The sequence below is a fragment of the Bradyrhizobium sp. CIR18 genome (assembly GCF_014198295.1).
In the GTDB taxonomy this organism is placed as follows: domain Bacteria; phylum Pseudomonadota; class Alphaproteobacteria; order Rhizobiales; family Xanthobacteraceae; genus Bradyrhizobium.
Genome location: NZ_JACIHF010000002.1, coordinates 704,856 through 720,692, shown reverse-complemented (window position 1 = coordinate 720,692; position 15,837 = coordinate 704,856). Strand labels below are relative to the sequence as shown.

11 protein-coding genes are annotated in these 15,837 nt (G+C 65.5%); 7 read left to right on the top strand and 4 right to left on the bottom strand.

Features of this window, described 5'->3' with window-relative positions; genetic code table 11:
• Positions 1 to 1,046: 1,046 nt before the first annotated feature.
• Together GGD65_RS11965 and GGD65_RS11960 are read right to left on the bottom strand one after the other, a co-directional pair.
• Positions 1,047 to 1,844: an enoyl-CoA hydratase/isomerase family protein gene (locus GGD65_RS11965; RefSeq protein WP_018319275.1), complete on the bottom strand. Its 798-nt coding sequence runs from the start codon at positions 1,842 to 1,844 to the stop codon at positions 1,047 to 1,049.
• A gap of 62 nt (positions 1,845 to 1,906) precedes the next feature.
• A complete protein-coding gene (locus GGD65_RS11960; RefSeq protein ID WP_183235376.1) occupies positions 1,907 to 3,106 on the bottom strand; it encodes an alanine--glyoxylate aminotransferase family protein in 1,200 nt (399 codons plus the stop codon).
• Positions 3,107 to 3,311: 205 nt separating this feature from the next.
• Here GGD65_RS11960 and GGD65_RS11955 point away from each other — a divergent pair, with 205 nt between their 5' ends.
• Together GGD65_RS11955 and GGD65_RS11950 are read left to right on the top strand one after the other, a co-directional pair.
• Complete coding sequence (locus GGD65_RS11955) at positions 3,312 to 6,323, top strand: FAD-binding and (Fe-S)-binding domain-containing protein (protein ID WP_183235507.1); 3,012 nt, start codon at positions 3,312 to 3,314, stop codon at positions 6,321 to 6,323.
• Entirely contained in the window at positions 6,316 to 6,744 is a 429-nt protein-coding gene (locus GGD65_RS11950) for a heme-binding protein (protein ID WP_018319272.1), read from the top strand. The genes GGD65_RS11955 and GGD65_RS11950 overlap by 8 nt, the downstream gene beginning before the upstream one ends.
• 142 nt (positions 6,745 to 6,886) lie before the next feature.
• Here GGD65_RS11950 and GGD65_RS11945 read toward each other — a convergent pair whose 3' ends face one another.
• Positions 6,887 to 7,669 (bottom strand): enoyl-CoA hydratase/isomerase family protein, encoded by a 783-nt coding sequence (locus tag GGD65_RS11945; RefSeq protein WP_183235375.1) that lies wholly within the window; start codon positions 7,667 to 7,669, stop codon positions 6,887 to 6,889.
• 168 nt (positions 7,670 to 7,837) lie between these two features.
• Between GGD65_RS11945 and GGD65_RS11940 the strand changes: the two genes are divergently transcribed.
• Positions 7,838 to 9,229 carry a caspase family protein gene (locus GGD65_RS11940; RefSeq protein WP_183235374.1) on the top strand — a complete coding sequence of 464 codons (1,392 nt, stop codon included), beginning with the start codon at positions 7,838 to 7,840 and terminating at the stop codon, positions 9,227 to 9,229.
• Here GGD65_RS11940 and GGD65_RS11935 read toward each other — a convergent pair.
• Entirely contained in the window at positions 9,226 to 11,316 is a 2,091-nt protein-coding gene (locus GGD65_RS11935) for a molybdopterin oxidoreductase family protein (RefSeq protein ID WP_183235373.1), read from the bottom strand. The genes GGD65_RS11940 and GGD65_RS11935 overlap by 4 nt on opposite strands.
• Before the next feature lie 234 nt (positions 11,317 to 11,550).
• Between GGD65_RS11935 and GGD65_RS11930 the strand changes: the two genes are divergently transcribed.
• The 4 genes from GGD65_RS11930 to GGD65_RS11915 are packed head-to-tail and all read left to right on the top strand — an operon-like array spanning position 11,551 to position 15,833.
• Complete coding sequence (locus tag GGD65_RS11930) at positions 11,551 to 12,525, top strand: tripartite tricarboxylate transporter substrate binding protein (RefSeq protein WP_179735608.1); 975 nt, start codon at positions 11,551 to 11,553, stop codon at positions 12,523 to 12,525.
• A gap of 13 nt (positions 12,526 to 12,538) precedes the next feature.
• Entirely contained in the window at positions 12,539 to 13,009 is a 471-nt protein-coding gene (locus GGD65_RS11925) for a (2Fe-2S)-binding protein (RefSeq protein ID WP_179735610.1), read from the top strand.
• Entirely contained in the window at positions 13,006 to 15,138 is a 2,133-nt protein-coding gene (locus GGD65_RS11920) for a molybdopterin cofactor-binding domain-containing protein (protein ID WP_183235372.1), read from the top strand. Before GGD65_RS11925 ends, GGD65_RS11920 begins: the two co-directional genes overlap by 4 nt.
• On the top strand, positions 15,135 to 15,833 hold the full coding sequence (locus tag GGD65_RS11915) for a substrate-binding domain-containing protein (protein ID WP_183235371.1): 699 nt from the start codon (positions 15,135 to 15,137) through the stop codon (positions 15,831 to 15,833). The genes GGD65_RS11920 and GGD65_RS11915 overlap by 4 nt, the downstream gene beginning before the upstream one ends.
• Positions 15,834 to 15,837: the final 4 nt, after the last annotated feature.

Here is a 15,837-nt window from a genome sequence, read left to right as displayed (position 1 = left end):
CCAAACGACGAAACCCGCAACCAGCCAAAGAAGCCAATAGCCAAAATACGAGGGAAAATCCGGCATCTTGTTTATCGGCATGACCCCCATCACTCCGTCGCTGGACCAAGCTGCAACGCCCACCAACTGATACATACCTTAGGTTGCGAAATTTCCAGCTTGCGCTATAATGATTCCTTTAAATCGTCCTTTTCTTTAATTCGGATGGTAAAATGATTGTTCATGAGGCACGCAGGTTTGCCGTCGGCACCCATTTCAAAATAAGTGAGCTTGGAGCGCTTCGATGCCCGGATTTGGCTCACAAAACTGGCACGGTTGTCGAATTCAGCCAACGCACCGGCGGCGTTACAGTGCTCTTTGATGACGCTGCAAGACCAACAGTCCTACATTGCGACTACATAACTACGTTGTCGTAGTAACAGATTGCGAACGACCTGCCGCTCGGCGAGGGCGGCCTCGTGACCGGTCCACTACCGACAGCAGACCTAAGAGCGGCCGGAGCTTGGATCGTCTCCGGGCCAATAGACGACGTTCAGTCGCCCTCACTCCTCTCGGGACTGCGAGCGCGCTATTCTCTTCCCAGCCCCGCCGCCTTAGGTCATGAGGAGCTGAGTAGGATGAAAAGGGATCGTCGTCTATATGCGCACCATTCCGCCGAGCATCTCTGCCGAGTTCAAAGGCAATCTGAGCTGATACGGACCGTGTCAGCAACGATCGAGGTCGTAGCTGCGCCGCCACGAAGCAGAACCGACAGATTGTCCTAACATCCCTTCAGTATTTGAAAGTCAACATGCCAAGATCGAGGGGGCGTTCCTGACGCCAAGATCGGGCGCTCTGGCTGAGCGTTTTGGGCCGATTACTCAAAGTTAGTGAGAACAATCCAGTCCCTCAGGGACACCGCATACACCGAACGACGGAATTTCCGCAATGGGTCAAAACCGGCGACGCTCTGATTGAGCAGAAAATTTCTGCTTAGATCTCAAAGCCGACGTCTGCGCCTTTATGAGTACACGCCCTAATATGGCGCAGCCGGCCAAGGACGCGGGCTACTTGCCCTTCCAGTTCGGCGTGCGCTTGTTGAGGAAGGCGTCCATGCCCTCGCGAAAATCTTCGCTCATATAGGCTTTCAGGATCAGGTCCTCGCCCTCTTCGCGCGACAGCGTGCGGCGGATGCGGCGCACCGCTTCCTTGGTCGCTTCCAGCGTGAGCGGTGCGTGGCTGGCGACCAGCTTTGCGGTCTCATCGGCGCGGCGCTGCAGCGTCTCGACGTCGGGCACGACCTCGTTGAGGAGGCCAAGCGCCAGCGCCTCCGGCGCCTCGACGAGCCGCGCCTTGAAGATCAGATCCTTGGTGCGGGCCGGTCCGACCAGCGCGACGACGCGGCTGATGTTCGACATCGACAGGCAGTTGCCGAGCGTGCGCGCGATCGGAAAGCCCATGCGCGTCGTCTCGGTGCCGATGCGCAGGTCGCAGCAGGCCGCGATGCCGGCGCCGCCGCCGGTGCAGGCGCCGGCGATGGCCGCGATCACGGGCACGCGGCACTGCTCGAGCGTGCCGAGCACGCGGTCGATGCGGGCCTCGTAGTCGAGCGCGTCCTGCGCGGTCTTGAACGCACGGAATTGGGAAATGTCGGTGCCGGAGGCAAACGCCTTGTCGCCGGCGCCGGTCAGGATCAGCGCCTTGATCGAACGGTCGGCGTTGATCTCCTGGCAGATCTCCGCCATGCGATCATACATGGCGAAGGTCATTGCGTTGCGCGCCTGCGGGCGGTTGAAGGTGATCCGCGCGATGCCGTCCTGGACGGAGTAGAGCAGGTCCTCGTTGGCAGTCGTCGGTGCGTTCATCGCGCGCTCTCTTCTTCTCTAGGTCGGTTCAGGCCAGTTGAGTCGCCAGGCCACCCGAGCCTTTAAGCCACCTGAGCCTTGGTCATCGGCACCACGTCGCGTCCCTTCAGGACGTCCATGGCCGCCAGGACGCCGCCGCTCCGGTGCGGAATCTTGGCGAGATCCAGGCCCATCTCGACGCCGGCGAGCGTGCCCATCAGCATCAGATCGTTGAAGTGGCCAATATGGCCGATGCGGAACACCTTGCCCTTGACCTTGTTCAGGCCGGTGCCGAGTGACATGTCGAAGTTCTCCAGCACAACCTTGCGGAAGGCGTCGGTGTCGTGGCCATCAGGCACGCGCACGCCGGTCAGCGCCGGCGAGTGCGCAGCCGGGTCGGCGCACTGCGTCTCCAGGCCCCAGACCTTGATCGCCGCACGCGTCGCCGCGCTGTGGCGCTTGTGGCGGGTCCAGACGTTCTCCAGCCCCTCCTCCTCCAGCATCTTGACCGCTTCGCGCAGACCGTAGAGCAGGTTGGTGGCGGGGGTATAGGGGAAGGTGCCGAGCTTGTTGAAGTTGATGACTTCCTGCCAGTCCCAGTAGGAGCGCATGCCGGGGTTGGCCTTGGCCACGGCCAGCGCCTTCTCCGAGACGGCGTTGAAGCCGAGTCCGGGCGGCAGCATCAGGCCTTTCTGGGAGCCGGCGACCGAGACGTCGATGCCCCAGGCGTCGTGCTCATATTCCATCGAGCCGAGACCGGAGATGGTATCGACCATCAGCAGCGCCGGATGCTTGACGCGGTCGAGCAGCTTGCGCACCTCCAAGGGCGGCGTCACGCAACCGGTCGAGGTCTCGTTGTGCACGACGCAGACCGCCTTGATCGCGTGCTGCTTGTCGGCGACGAGGCGCTTCTCGATCTCGGCGAGGTCGGCGCCGTGGCGCCAGTCGCTCGGGATGAAGTCGACGTCGAGCTTGAACTTGTCGGCGATGCCGCGCCACAGCACGGCGAACTGGCCGGTCTCGCACATCAGGAGCTTGTCGCCGGGCGCGAACACATTGACCATCGCCGCTTCCCAGGCGCCGGTGCCGGACGAGGGGAAGATGATCACGGGCTGCTTGGTGCGGAACACCCGCTGCATCGAGGCGAGAACCGCAAAACCGAGCTCGGCGAACTCCGGACCGCGATGGTCCAGCGTCGGCATGTCCATCGCCCGCAGCACCCGGTCGGGCACGTTGGTCGGTCCTGGAATCTGTAAGAAATGCCTTCCAGTGTGCACGGTCATCGGCGTCCTTCCCGGTCTTTGAGGCTTGTCTCGACGTGAGCGTCGGGGGCCCGAATTCGGGGCTCCCGCGAGCCGCTCGCATATCACTATTCGCCGGGCTTGTCCCTCGCCCGGCGAGGTCCGTCAATGCACAAGAAGCAGGGCTCGCTTGCCAAGGGCCGTGACGGGAGGCAAGACGGTGCCGGCGAACAGGCGAAAGCGGACCATGGCGGCGGAAGTGGCTGGAAAATCACCGGAATCGGCTCAAAAGGGCAGCCTGGCGGCACGCCTGGCCCGGGAAATCACCGGCGATGTCCTGTTCGACCGCTTCAGCCGTGGCCGCTACGCCACCGACGCCTCGTTCTACCAGATCGTGCCGGCCGGCGTGGTCGTGCCCAAGACCATGGACGAGGCCTTGCTGGCGCTGGCGATCGCCCGCGACGAGGGGCGCAAGGTCACCCCGCGGGGCGGCGGCACCTCGCAATGCGGCCAGACCGTCAATGACGGGATCGTGGTCGATCTGTCGAAACACCTGAATCGCATCCTCTCGCTCGAGGTTGAGGGCCGCACCTGCGTGGTCGAGCCCGGCATCGTGCTCGACGATCTCAACCGCCAGCTCAGGAAGCATGGCCTGTGGTTCCCGGTCGACGTCTCCACGGCCTCGCGCGCCACCATCGGCGGCATGGCCGGCAACAATTCCTGCGGTGGGCGCTCACTCCGCTACGGCACCATGCGCGACAACACGCTGTCGATGGAGGCCGCCCTCGCCGACGGCACACTGAGCCGTTACGGCGAGGTCTCGCGCGATCTCTCCGATCTCGACGCCGGCAACAGCGCACGCGCCCTGTTCCGCGACATGCTCGATCTCGGCACGCGCGAGGCCGACGAGATCGCCGCGCGGTTTCCCAAAGTGCAGCGCCGCGTCGGCGGCTACAATCTCGATGCGCTGGTGCCGCGCAATGCGCGCAACAACATGGCGCATCTGCTGGTCGGCTCGGAAGGCACCCTCGCCTTCACCACCAAGGTCGAGCTGAAGCTGTGGCCGGTGATCCGCAACAAGGCGCTCGGCGTCTGCCATTTCGGCAGCTTCTACGAGGCGATGGATGCGGCCCAGCATCTCGTCAAGCTGAAGCCAATCGCGGTCGAGCTGGTCGACCGCACCATGCTCGCGCTCGGCCGCGACATCGCGATGTTCCGTCCCATTATCTCCGCCGCGATCAAGGGCGATCCGGACGCCGTGCTGGTGGTCGAATTCGCCGAAGAAGACCAGGCGGACAACGTCCTCCGTCTCAAACAGCTCGGTGAGCTCATGGGCGATCTCGGTTTCGGCTGGACCAACGACAAACGCAAATGGGGCGGCGTGGTCGAGATCACCGACCCTGCATTGCAGAGCGGCATCGCCGATTTCCGCGCCGCCGGCCTCAACGTCATGATGTCGATGAAGCAGGAGGGCAAGCCGGTCTCCTTCGTCGAGGATTGCGCGGTGCCGCTGCCGCACCTCGCCGACTACACCGCACGGCTGAACGAGGTGTTTGCCAAACATGGCACCAGCGGCACGATGTATGCGCACGCCTCCGAAGGCTGCCTGCATGTGCGCCCGGTGCTGAATTTGAAGTTGGAAAAGGACGTCAAGGCGATGCGCGCGATCGCCGAAGAGGCCTTCGCGCTGGTGCGCGAGTACAAGGGCTCGCATTCCGGCGAGCATGGCGACGGCCTGCTGCGCTCCGAATTCCACGAGACGATGTTCGGCGAGCGTCTGGTCGCCGACTTCAGGGAGGTGAAGCAGCGCTTCGATCCCGATGGCGTGCTCAATCCCGGAAAGATCGTCGACGCACCGAAGATGGACGACCGCTCGCTGTTCCGCTTCAAGCCCGATTATCGCGTCGGCGAGCTGAAGACGAAGCTCGACTGGTCGGCTTATCCCGGCGCCGGCGGCGGCTTCCAGGGCGCGGTCGAGATGTGCAACAACAACGGCGCCTGCCGCAAGCTCGAGGGCGGCGTGATGTGCCCGTCCTATCGCGCCACGCGCAACGAGAAGGACGTCACCCGCGGCCGCGCCAACACGCTGCGCCTTGCGATCTCGGGCCAGCTCGGCCCCGGCGCGCTGTCGTCCGACGAGATGATGGAAACGCTAAAACTCTGCGTCTCCTGCAAGGCCTGCCGCCACGAATGCCCGACCGGCGTCGACATGGCCAAGATGAAGATCGAGGTGCTGGCCGCGCGCGCCGCCTCGCACGGCCTGACATTGCGCGACCGCCTGGTCGGTTATCTCCCGCGCTATGCCGGCCTCGCATCGCGGCTGGCGCCGCTGGCCAATTTGCGCAACCGCAGCCCGCTGCTCCGAAAGCTATTCGAACGCTTTGCCGGCATCAGCGCGCACCGCGCCCTGCCCGCCTTCCGCAGCGACGTGTTTGCGCCGGCGGCTGACGTGGTCGGGCCCGTCGATGGCCGTGAGGTCGTGCTGTTCGCCGACACCTTCAACCGCATCTATGAGCGCGAGAACCTCGATGCCGCCCTGCGCGTGCTCACGGCCGGCGGTTATCGCGTGCATCTGCCGAAGGCGCTGAGCGGCAGCCGCCCGCTCTGCTGCGGCCGCACCTTCCTGTCCGCCGGCCTCGTCGATGAAGCCAGGGTCGAGCTCGATCGGCTGGTCGCCGCCTTTGCGCCCTTTGCCGCGCGCGGCGTACCGATCGTCGGCCTCGAGCCGAGCTGCCTGTTGACGCTGCGCGACGAGCTCGCCTCGCTGCGCAAGGACAACGACGCCAAGGCGGTCGGCGCCCATGCGCTGACCTTCGAGGAATTTCTGGTGCGCGAGGCCGAGGCCGGCCGGCTGCAACTGCCGCTCGGCACCGTCGCTGAGAAGGCCGTCGTGCACGGCCATTGCCATCAAAAATCCTTCGGCGCCTTCAAGCCGGTCGAGCAGGTGCTGCGGCTCGTCCCGGGCCTTGCGGTCGAGACCATCGAATCGAGTTGCTGCGGCATGGCCGGCGCGTTCGGCTATGGCGCGGACACTTATGATGCCTCGATCGAGATGGCCGAGCTGTCGCTGCTGCCCGCCGTGCGGCGCGCGGACCTAACGACTCTCGTCGTTGCCGACGGCACCTCCTGCCGCCACCAGATCCATGACGGCACCCAGCGCGAGGCGCTTCACGTCGCGCGCGTGCTGGCGATGAGCCTTGATCATGCCGAATCCAATTCCTCAACCAACTCAATCGTAAAGGAAACCAGCCATGGCTGACCTCACCCTCGACACCGCCCGCAAGATCCTCGACGCCGCCTTCGCGAAGGCCGGCGAACTCAAGCTCAAGCCGCTGGTCGTCACCATCCTCGACGCGCGCGGCGTGCTCAAGCTCGCCGCGGCGCAGGACGGCACCAGCCTGATGCGCGGCGAGATCGCCCACGGAAAGGCCTATGGCGCGCTCGCCATGGGCATGGGCTCGCGGGCGCTGTTCCAGCGCGCCCAGGAGCAAGCCTTTTTCATCGACGCCGTGAACACCATCGCCAAGGGCGCGCTGGTGCCGGTCCCCGGCGGCGTCCTGATCATGGACGGCGCGACGCTGCTCGGCGCGGTGGGTGTCTCCGGCGATACCTCCGACAATGACGAGGCCTGCGCGGTCGCGGGCATTCAAGCCGCGGGGCTGAAGCCGAACGCGGGCTGACATGCCGTAGGATGGGCTAGCACTGTGGGCGCGCAAAGCGCGACCCGCAGGGCGTAACCCACCTCTTCTTTCTCTGCGGCAGCAGAAGCGGTGGGTACGCTACGCTAACCCACCCTACGAGTTGCGTGCGCGGTAGCGCCCCTCACCTTCCCGTCCAGACCGGCTTCCGCTTTTCGCTGAACGCCTTCAACCCTTCCTTGGCGTCCTCGGTCATCGCGAGCAGCGCGATCTGGCTTTCGGTGTAGGCGATGCTCTCGTCGAACGACATCGAGGCGATGGCACGCATGGCGTATTTGCCGCGACGGATCGCGGTCGGCGACTTGTCGACGATGCGGCCGATCAGCCAGTCGACCTTGGCATCGAGCTCGGCGGTGGGCACGACGTAGTTGAGCAGACCCGCGGCTTGCGCCGTCTTCGCATCGAACGGCTCGCCGGTGAGCGCCCATTCGTTGACGAGCCGCGGCGGCGCAATGGACTGCAGCAGGCTCAGCACCTGCAACGGAAACACGCCGACCTTCACCTCCGGCAGGCCGAAGACGACGTGATCGGCCGCGACCGCCATGTCGGTCATGCAGAGCAGGCCCATCCCGCCGGCCATGCAGACGCCGCCGACCCGCGCAATCGCGGGCTTGGTGGCGTTCTGTGACAAACGTAACAGATCGGCATAGTCGACATTTGGTTTGGAATGATCCATCGCGAAAGCCGCGCCGGAATTGTGAAGATCGGCGCCCGCGCAGAACGCCTTGTCGCCCGCGCCCGTCAGCACGATGACGCGGACGTCCTTGTCGTCGTGCGCGTCGCGATAGCCTTTGGTGATGCCGGCGATGACCTCGCCGTTCAGCGCGTTGCGTTTCTCCGGCCGGTTGATGGTGATCCAGAACGCCTGCCCGCGCTTCTCTGTGATGATTGCTGTGGTGTCGGTCATGGTACGCTCGCTTCCTTGCCATCCATTTTGCAGCCATTTGCGGCAGGACGGGCGTCGCGCGCAAGGGCAATCTGCAACACCGTGTTACCATAGCGTGTGGGCGCAAATTCGCTTGGTGATTGAATTGCGGGTGACGGCCGTTATCCTGACTGGAGATTTTGATCACCGATGAGCCATTTCATGCGCGCCGCGACGATTTTGTTGCTGACAGGCTTGCTCGTGCTGGGCGCAGCGCCCGCAAGCCACGCGGCCGATGCCGCGAAACTGGCGCTGGTCATCGGCAATGCGAGATATCCCGACAACGAGTTCGTGCTGAACGAGGTCGCCAACGACACCCAGGACGTCACTGAAGAATTGAAGCGCGACGGCTTCGTCGTCGACCGGCAGAGCAATCTCACGGCCGACGCCATGCGGCAGGTGCTGGATCGCTTCTACGCCCGGATCGAACGTGGCGCGGTGGCGCTGATCTTCTTCGACGGATTTGCCATCCAGTCGAACCGGCAGACCTATTTGCTTCCGGTCGACGCGCAGATCTGGACGGAGCCGGATGTGGCGCGCGACGGCTTCAGCCTCGACACCATCCTCGCCGAAATGAACACGCGCGGCGCGGCGATCAATATCGCGCTGATCGACGCCTCGCGTCGCAACCCGTTCGAGCGGCGCTTCCGCCGCTATTCGGCAGGCCTTGCCCCGGCGATCGCGCCGAGCAATTCGCTCGTGCTCTACTCCGCCGCGCTCGGCGCGGTCGCGGCCAGCGGCAAGACCGAGCACGGCCTGTTCGTCGCCGAGCTGCTGCGCGAGATGCGTGCGCCGAACATCAGCGCCGAGCAGGCCCTGACCAACACCAAGAACGGCGTCGTCGCCGCCACCAGGCGCGAGCAGGTGCCGTGGCTGTCGTCCTCGCTCACCACGGAATTCTCGTTCGCAGATTCGGTGACGCGGCCGCCCGACACCAAGGCGGGCGATCCGACCAAGCCGGAGCCTCAGAAACCCGAGCCGCAGAAGCCAGTCTGCGAGGTGCCGCAGGCAGAGCCCGCCCCGAGCGCCGACGATCTCGCCAGGGATCCGGTCATCGCCGATCTCAGCCGCAAGATCGCGGCGAACGCCAATGACGTTGCCTCGCGTTACAAGCGCGGCCAAGTCTACGCGATCAAGCGCGCCTACGCGCACGCCATGCAGGATTTCGACGTCGTGATCCGTCGCAATCCTGGGGATGGCGAGGCGCTCAACAATCGCTGCTGGACGCGCGCGGCGAGCGGCGATCTGCAGGGCGCGCTCGCCGACTGCAATCTGGCGCTCCAGGTCGATCCCGGATTGAGCGATGCGCTCGACAGCCGCGGGCTCGTCAACCTCAAGCTCGGCCGGACCACTGAGGCGATCAAGGATTACACCGACGCGATCCAGCGCAACCCGCGCTCCTCATCGTCGCTGTTCGGCCGCGGCATCGCCACCCGCAAGAACGGCGGCGACGGCGCCACCGACATCGCGCAGGCAAAGTCCATGAACCCGAACATTGCGAAGGAGTTCGCGGGCTACGGCGTCACCGAGTGCAGCCCCTAAGGGGTGGCCGCTTTCCTGATCCAGACCTTGTTGTCGTGGAACGCGGCCCCGCCGATCGGCGCCACGGCTTCGGCTCCGGTCAGCATGTTGATGCCGCGCCCGCCGATATGGTTCTTGTTGGGATGAACGGACTCCGCGATCAGCACGCCGCGCCGCACGCCGTCGAACAGCGTCGCCACTAGCGTGGTCTCGCCGCGGGCATTGCCGAGCGTCACCGCATCGCCGTCGGCGATGTCGAGCGCGGCGGCATCCAGCGGATGGATCATCACGCTCGCCTTGCCCTCGCGCGCCTGCGAGGACGGCGTCTCGTTGAAGGTGGTGTTGAGGAAGCTGCGCGAGGGGCTGGTCGCGAGCCGGAACGGATGGGCCTGGTCGGTGTGCTCGATCACCGCCCAATGGTCCGGCAACGCCGGCATCTTGTCGACATCGCCCATGGTCACGCCGAACGGCGGATGCGCCCAATCGGCCCTGAAGTGGAATTTCCCGTCGGCATGGGCAAACCCGTCGAGATAATGCGAGGTGCGGAAGTCCGGTTGCAGGTCGCGCCAGATGTCGGCCTCGAGGCCGCCGATGTCGCCGTGGTTGCTCAGCCTCAAGGTCGCGTCGATCAGTTCGCGCGGCGTCATCTCGAAACCCTGATGTCTGGCGCCGAGCCGCGGCGCCAGGGCCTGCAGGACCTCGTGGTTGGAGCGGCATTCGCCGGGCGGGTCGATCAGCTTCGGCCCGACCGAGATGTGCTGGTGGCCGCCGCCGTAATAGAGATCGTCATGCTCCATGAACATGGTGGCCGGCAGCACGATGTCGGCCATTTGCGCGGTCTCGGTCATGAACTGCTCGTGCACCGCGACGAACAGATCCTCGCGCGCAAAGCCTTGCCGCACCAGCGCCTGCTCCGGCGCCACCGTCATCGGATTGGTGTTCTGGATCAGCAACGCCTTGACTGGCCCCTTGCCGCGCAGGGCCTCGGCATCGCCGGTGAGGATACGGCCGATCTTGGACTGGTCGAGCGCACGGATGCTCTGGTCGATGGCGTCGTGGCCCTCGATGATGGATTCGTTGAAATGCCACAGCGCGTAATTGTTGAAGAAGGCGCCGCCGCCCTCATACTGCCAGGCGCCGGTCACCGCGGGAATGCTATTTGCCGCGTGCATCTGCGTGGCACCGTTGCGGCTGCGCGTAAAGCCGTAGCCAAAGCGGAAGAAGGTACGCTTGGTCTCGCCAACCGCTTTCGCGAAGGCTTCGATTTCGGCCACCGGAACGCCGCAAATCGCGGACGCCCATTCCGGCGTGCGCGTCTTCAGATGCGCCTCGAGCTCGGCCGGGCAATCGGTGTATGTGTCCATGTAGGCGCGGTCGGCGTAACCGTCGCGGAACAGGACATGCATGACGCCGCAGGCGAAGGCGCCGTCGGTGCCGGGGCGCAGGATGATCTTGATGTCAGCCTGCTTCATAGTCTCGTTGTCGTAGATGTCGACCGCCGCAATCTTCGCGCCGCGCTCCTTGCGGGCGCGGGAGGCGTGCGTCATCACATTGACCTGCGTGTTGACGGGGTTGGTGCCCCAGATCACGACGAGGTCGGACAGCGCCATCTCGCGCGGATCGACGCCGGCGATCTTGCCGGTGCCGATCGCGAATCCGATGCGCGCGACATTGGCGCAGATGGTCTGATAGAAGCGCGAATATTTCTTCACATGCGTGAGACGGTTGAGACCGTCGCGCATCACCAGGCCCATCGTGCCGGCGTAATAATAGGGCCAGATCGATTCCGCGCCGAACTCGCGTTCGGCTTGATTGAAGCGATGCCCGATCTCGTCCAGCGCCTCGTCCCAGGAGATGCGCGCGAATTGCCCCGAGCCCTTCGGCCCAATGCGGCGCATCGGAAACGTGACCCGCTCGGGGTGATGTATGCGCTCGGCGTAGCGGGCAACCTTGGCGCAGACGACACCGGCCGTGTAGGTCTGCTTTTTCGAACCGCGGACACGGCCGATGCTGCGGCCTTCGACCACCTCGACATCGAGGGCGCAGGCCGAGGGGCAATCATGCGGACAGGTCGAATGGCGGATTTCGATTTTGGCGTGCTGGTTCATGTCCCAGTTCGTAACACCAAAATACCAGCCAGCCGAGCGCATTTATCCGGCACGGCCCATGCGATTTGCTCAAAGCGCGCGCGCCGCGGGTTCCTGCTGCAAGCGCGAAGGCGGCGCAGTCACACCGAACACCGGGCGATAGTCCCTGATACAATCGGCTTTGTGAGCCGTCGACAGTCCGCATTCCCTGCCGCTACAGTGCCGGCCAACAAGAACGATATCAGGGAGGTGGGCATGATCGCCCGAAGATCCGTGCTGGCATTGGCGGCCGGCCTGCTTGCCGCATTCTCCGCAGCCCCCTCATTCGCGCAGGATTATCCCAGCCATTCGGTCCGTATCGTCGTGCCGTTCGGCGCGGGCGGGCCGGCCGACGTCGCGGCCCGGCTGATCGGCAACGTGCTCCAGGAGAGTTTTGGTCAGCCCTTCGTGGTCGAGAACCGCACCGGCGCCGGCGGCGTCATCGGCACCATTGAGGCCGCGAAATCACCGGCCGACGGCTACACGCTGCTGATGATGTCCAACACCCAGACCGCGAATGAATCGCTGCTGACGGCGGACAAGCGCAAATACGAGCTGATGCGCGACCTCGCACCGATCGCGCCGGTGAATTATTCCGATCTCGTCATCGTGGTGAACCCGCAGGTCCCGGCGAAGACGCTGGCCGAGTTCATCGCGCTCGCCAAGGCGCAGCCGGGCAAGCTGAATTACGCTTCCTCGGGCCAAGGCACGCCCTACCACATGGCCGGCGAGCTGTTCAAAGCCATGGCCGGCATCGATGTCGTGCACGTGCCCTATCGCAACAGCGGCGAGGCGCGCAGCGGCGTGATCGGCGGACAGGTGCAGATGATGATCGACGCGGTGCCGGCGATGGCGCCGAACATCGCCGAGAATCAGGTGCGCGCGCTCGCCACGACAGGCAAGCAGCGTTCGACCGTGCTGCCGAACGTGCCGACATCAGGTGAAGCCGGTGTCGCAGGCTACGAGGCCACGATCTGGCTTGGCCTGATGGCGCCCGCGGGAACACCCAAGCCCGTGATCGACAAGCTCAATGCGGCCGTAAACGCAATGGTGAAGCGACCCGACATCGTCAAGCTCTGGACGGAACAGGGCGCCGTGCCCATGTCGATGACGCCGGACCAGTTCGACAAATTCCTGCGCGGCGACATCGAGAAATGGGCCGACGTCGTCAAGAAATTCGACAAGTCCTGAGGCCGTACTGCTCATGCCCTCCGTTCAATTCCGGCTCAACGGCGCGGCGATCGCCGTGGATGTAGATCCCGACCAGATGCTGCTTGATGTGCTACGCAGCCAACTCGGCATCACTGGGCCGCATTTCGGCTGTGGCGCCGGGGAGTGCGGCGCCTGCCATGTCATGGTCGACGGCCGCGCGATGGCCTCCTGCGACATGCCGATGTGGTCGGTCACGGACAAGGACGTCGTCACGGTGGAAGGCCTCGGGACAGTGGAGCAGCCGCATCCGCTGCAGCGCGCCTTCATCACCGAACAGGCGATGCAGTGCGGCTATTGTGTCGCGGGGATCCTGATCAGCGCGGCGGCGCTGCTGAAGCGCAATCCGTCCCCGACGGAGGCCGAGGTCAGGGCCGCGCTGGATCGCAATCTGTGCCGCTGCGGGTCGCACAACCGCATGGTCCGCGCCGTGTTGCGTGCGGCAGCAGAGGTGGCGACGTCATGAGCGCGCCCTCTCCTGCCCCGAAGCTGCCGGTCAGCCTCGCGGCCAATCCCAAGCTGTCGTCATGGGTGCGATTCACCGATGACGGCCGTGTGGTGATCTCGCCCGGCAAGGTCGAGATCGGCCAGGGCATCGTCACGGCGCTGGCGCAGATCGCGGCGGACGAGCTCGACGTCGAGATCGTCAGGATCCAGATGATCCGCGCTTCGACGGCGACCAGCCCGAATGAAGGCGTCACCTCGGGCAGTCTCTCGATCCAGCAGTCCGGCCGCGCGCTGCGCCAGGTCTGTGCCGAGGTGCGCCAGCGCTTCCTTCGCGCGGCATCGGAACGTCTCGGCGTCGATGCATCGCGGCTCGATATCGATGACGGCACCATCTCGGGTCCCGGCAATGTCAGGACCAGCTATTGGGAGTTGATGGACGAGGTCTCGCTCGACCAGGACGCCACCCCAGGCCCGACAGCGAAGAGTGCCGCCGGGCGCACCGTCGCCGGACGCTCGGTCCAGCGTGTCGACATTCCCGACAAGGTGTTCGCGCGGCCGCGCTTCATTCACGACCTTGCGCTGCCGGGACTGGTGCATGGGCGCGTGCTGCGGCCGGATATCTCGGGCGCCAAATTGATCGCACTGAATGAGGAGGCTGCACGCGCCGTCCCCGGCGTCGTTGCGATCGTCCGCGACGGCGGCTTTGCCGGCGTCGTCGCCGACAACGAGGCGGCGGTGGACGCGGCCCTCAAGGCTCTGCGCAAGGGCGCGACGTGGTCGGCCGGTGAGCCGTTGCCGGATGAAGACGATCTGGCGGGCTTTTTGAAGAGCCAACCGCTCGAGACCACCGTCATCGACGCCAAGGCGGCGGGGCCAGCGCACAAACCCGCCCAAACCCTCCGCCGGCAATACACCCGCCCCTACATCGCCCACGCCTCGATCGCGCCGTCCTGCGCCGTCGCACAATGGGACGGCGATCGTGTCCATGTCTGGACGCATAGCCAGGGCGTCTACCTGCTGCGCGCCGATCTCGCAATCGTCCTCATGCTGCCGGCCGAGAACATCGTCGTCGAGCACATCGAGGGCGCCGGATGCTATGGGCACAACGCGGCCGACGACGTCGCGCTCGACGCCGTGCTCCTGGCCAAGGCCGCTGGCGGCCGTCCGGTGCGGGTGCAGTGGTCACGCCACGACGAGATGTCCCACGCGCCCTTTGGGGCGGCGATGGCCATCGAGATCGAGGCCGATCTCGACGCAGGCAACGAGATCACCGGCTGGCGCCATGCGATCTGGAGCAACGGCCATGCGGCGCGGCCGGGACGCGCGGCGCAGCCGGCGCTGCTCGCGGCAACCGAGATCGCCAATCCCCATCCCCGCATGATCTCGACCAACCCGCCGGCTGCCAATGGCGGCGGCGGCGACCGCAACTCCGTTCCGCTCTATGACTTCCCGGGCTGGACGATCACGAGCCACCGGCTGCTGACCATGCCGGTGCGGACCTCGGCGTTGCGGACGCTGGGCGGCCAAGGCAACGTGTTCGCCATCGAGTCCCTGCTCGACGAGATCGCCGCCCTGCGCGGCGAAGATCCGATCGCGTTCCGTCTGCGGCATCTGCGGGACGAACGGGCCAGAGACGTCATCCGCGCCGCAACGAAGCGCGCCGCGTGGAAGCCGCAGAAGCGATCGGGCATCGGCCACGGCGTCGGCTTTGCCCGCTACAAGAATACGGGCGCCTATTGCGCTGCCATCGCCGAGATCGAGGGCGCCGACGATATCAGCGTGAGGCGGTTGACGCTCGCCGTCGATGTCGGCGAGGCCATCAATCCGGACGGCGTGATCAACCAGATCGAGGGCGGCGCAATCCAGGCCACGAGCTGGGTGCTGAAGGAGCGCGTCCGCTTCGACCGGACGCGCATCACCTCGACCTCCTGGACCGACTATCCGATCCTGACCTTCAGCGAGGTGCCGGCGGTGGATGTCGAGATCATCCAGCGCCCGGAGATCGAGCCGGTCGGCGCCGGCGAGGCTGCGCACGGGCCGGTGACGGCGGCGATCGCGAATGCGGTTCACGATTGCCTCGGCGTCCGCGTGCGCGACCTGCCGATCACGCGCGACAAGATCCTTGCAGCGATGGAGCGTGCGTCTTGACGACAATGAACGTTTTGAGCGGAGGCGCGGCACAAGGCCTGGTGCGCGGCGTCACCGAGGCCTTCAAGGCGCAAACCGGCCTCGGTATCGACGGCGAATTTGGTGCGGTCGGCGAGATGGCGGACAAGCTGCGCGCGGGCGCGCCGGCCGATCTCGTGATCCTGACGCAGGCGCTGCTTGCAAGGCTTGCCGAGGAGAAGCTCGTCGTCCCCTCCTCGATCACGGATGTCGGCCGGGTCGAGACCGCGCTGGCGGTCCGCAGCCGCGATGCCAAGGTGACGGTGAAGACCGAGGCCGATCTGCGCGAGGTGCTGCGCAGCGCCGACGCGATCTACGTCCCCGACACCAAGGCCTCGACCGCGGGCCAGCATTTCGCAAAAGTGCTGGACCAGCTCGGCATCGCCTATGAGGTGGCATCGCGCCTCAAGATCTTTCCGAACGGTGCAACCGCGATGCGGGAGCTCGCGGCGTCCACAGCGACGCGGCCGATCGGATGCACGCAGGCGACCGAGATCATCGCGACAGACGGCATTGCCCTGTCAGGGGCGCTGCCTCCCGGCTGCGAACTCGTGACGATGTACACGGCCGGCGTGACCGCGCGGGCGGCGCATCCGAAAGAGGCGGCGGCGCTGATAGCGTTGCTGACTGGCGCAGATCGGAAGGACCTGGGCCAGCGCGCCGGCTTTACCGGCTAGATGC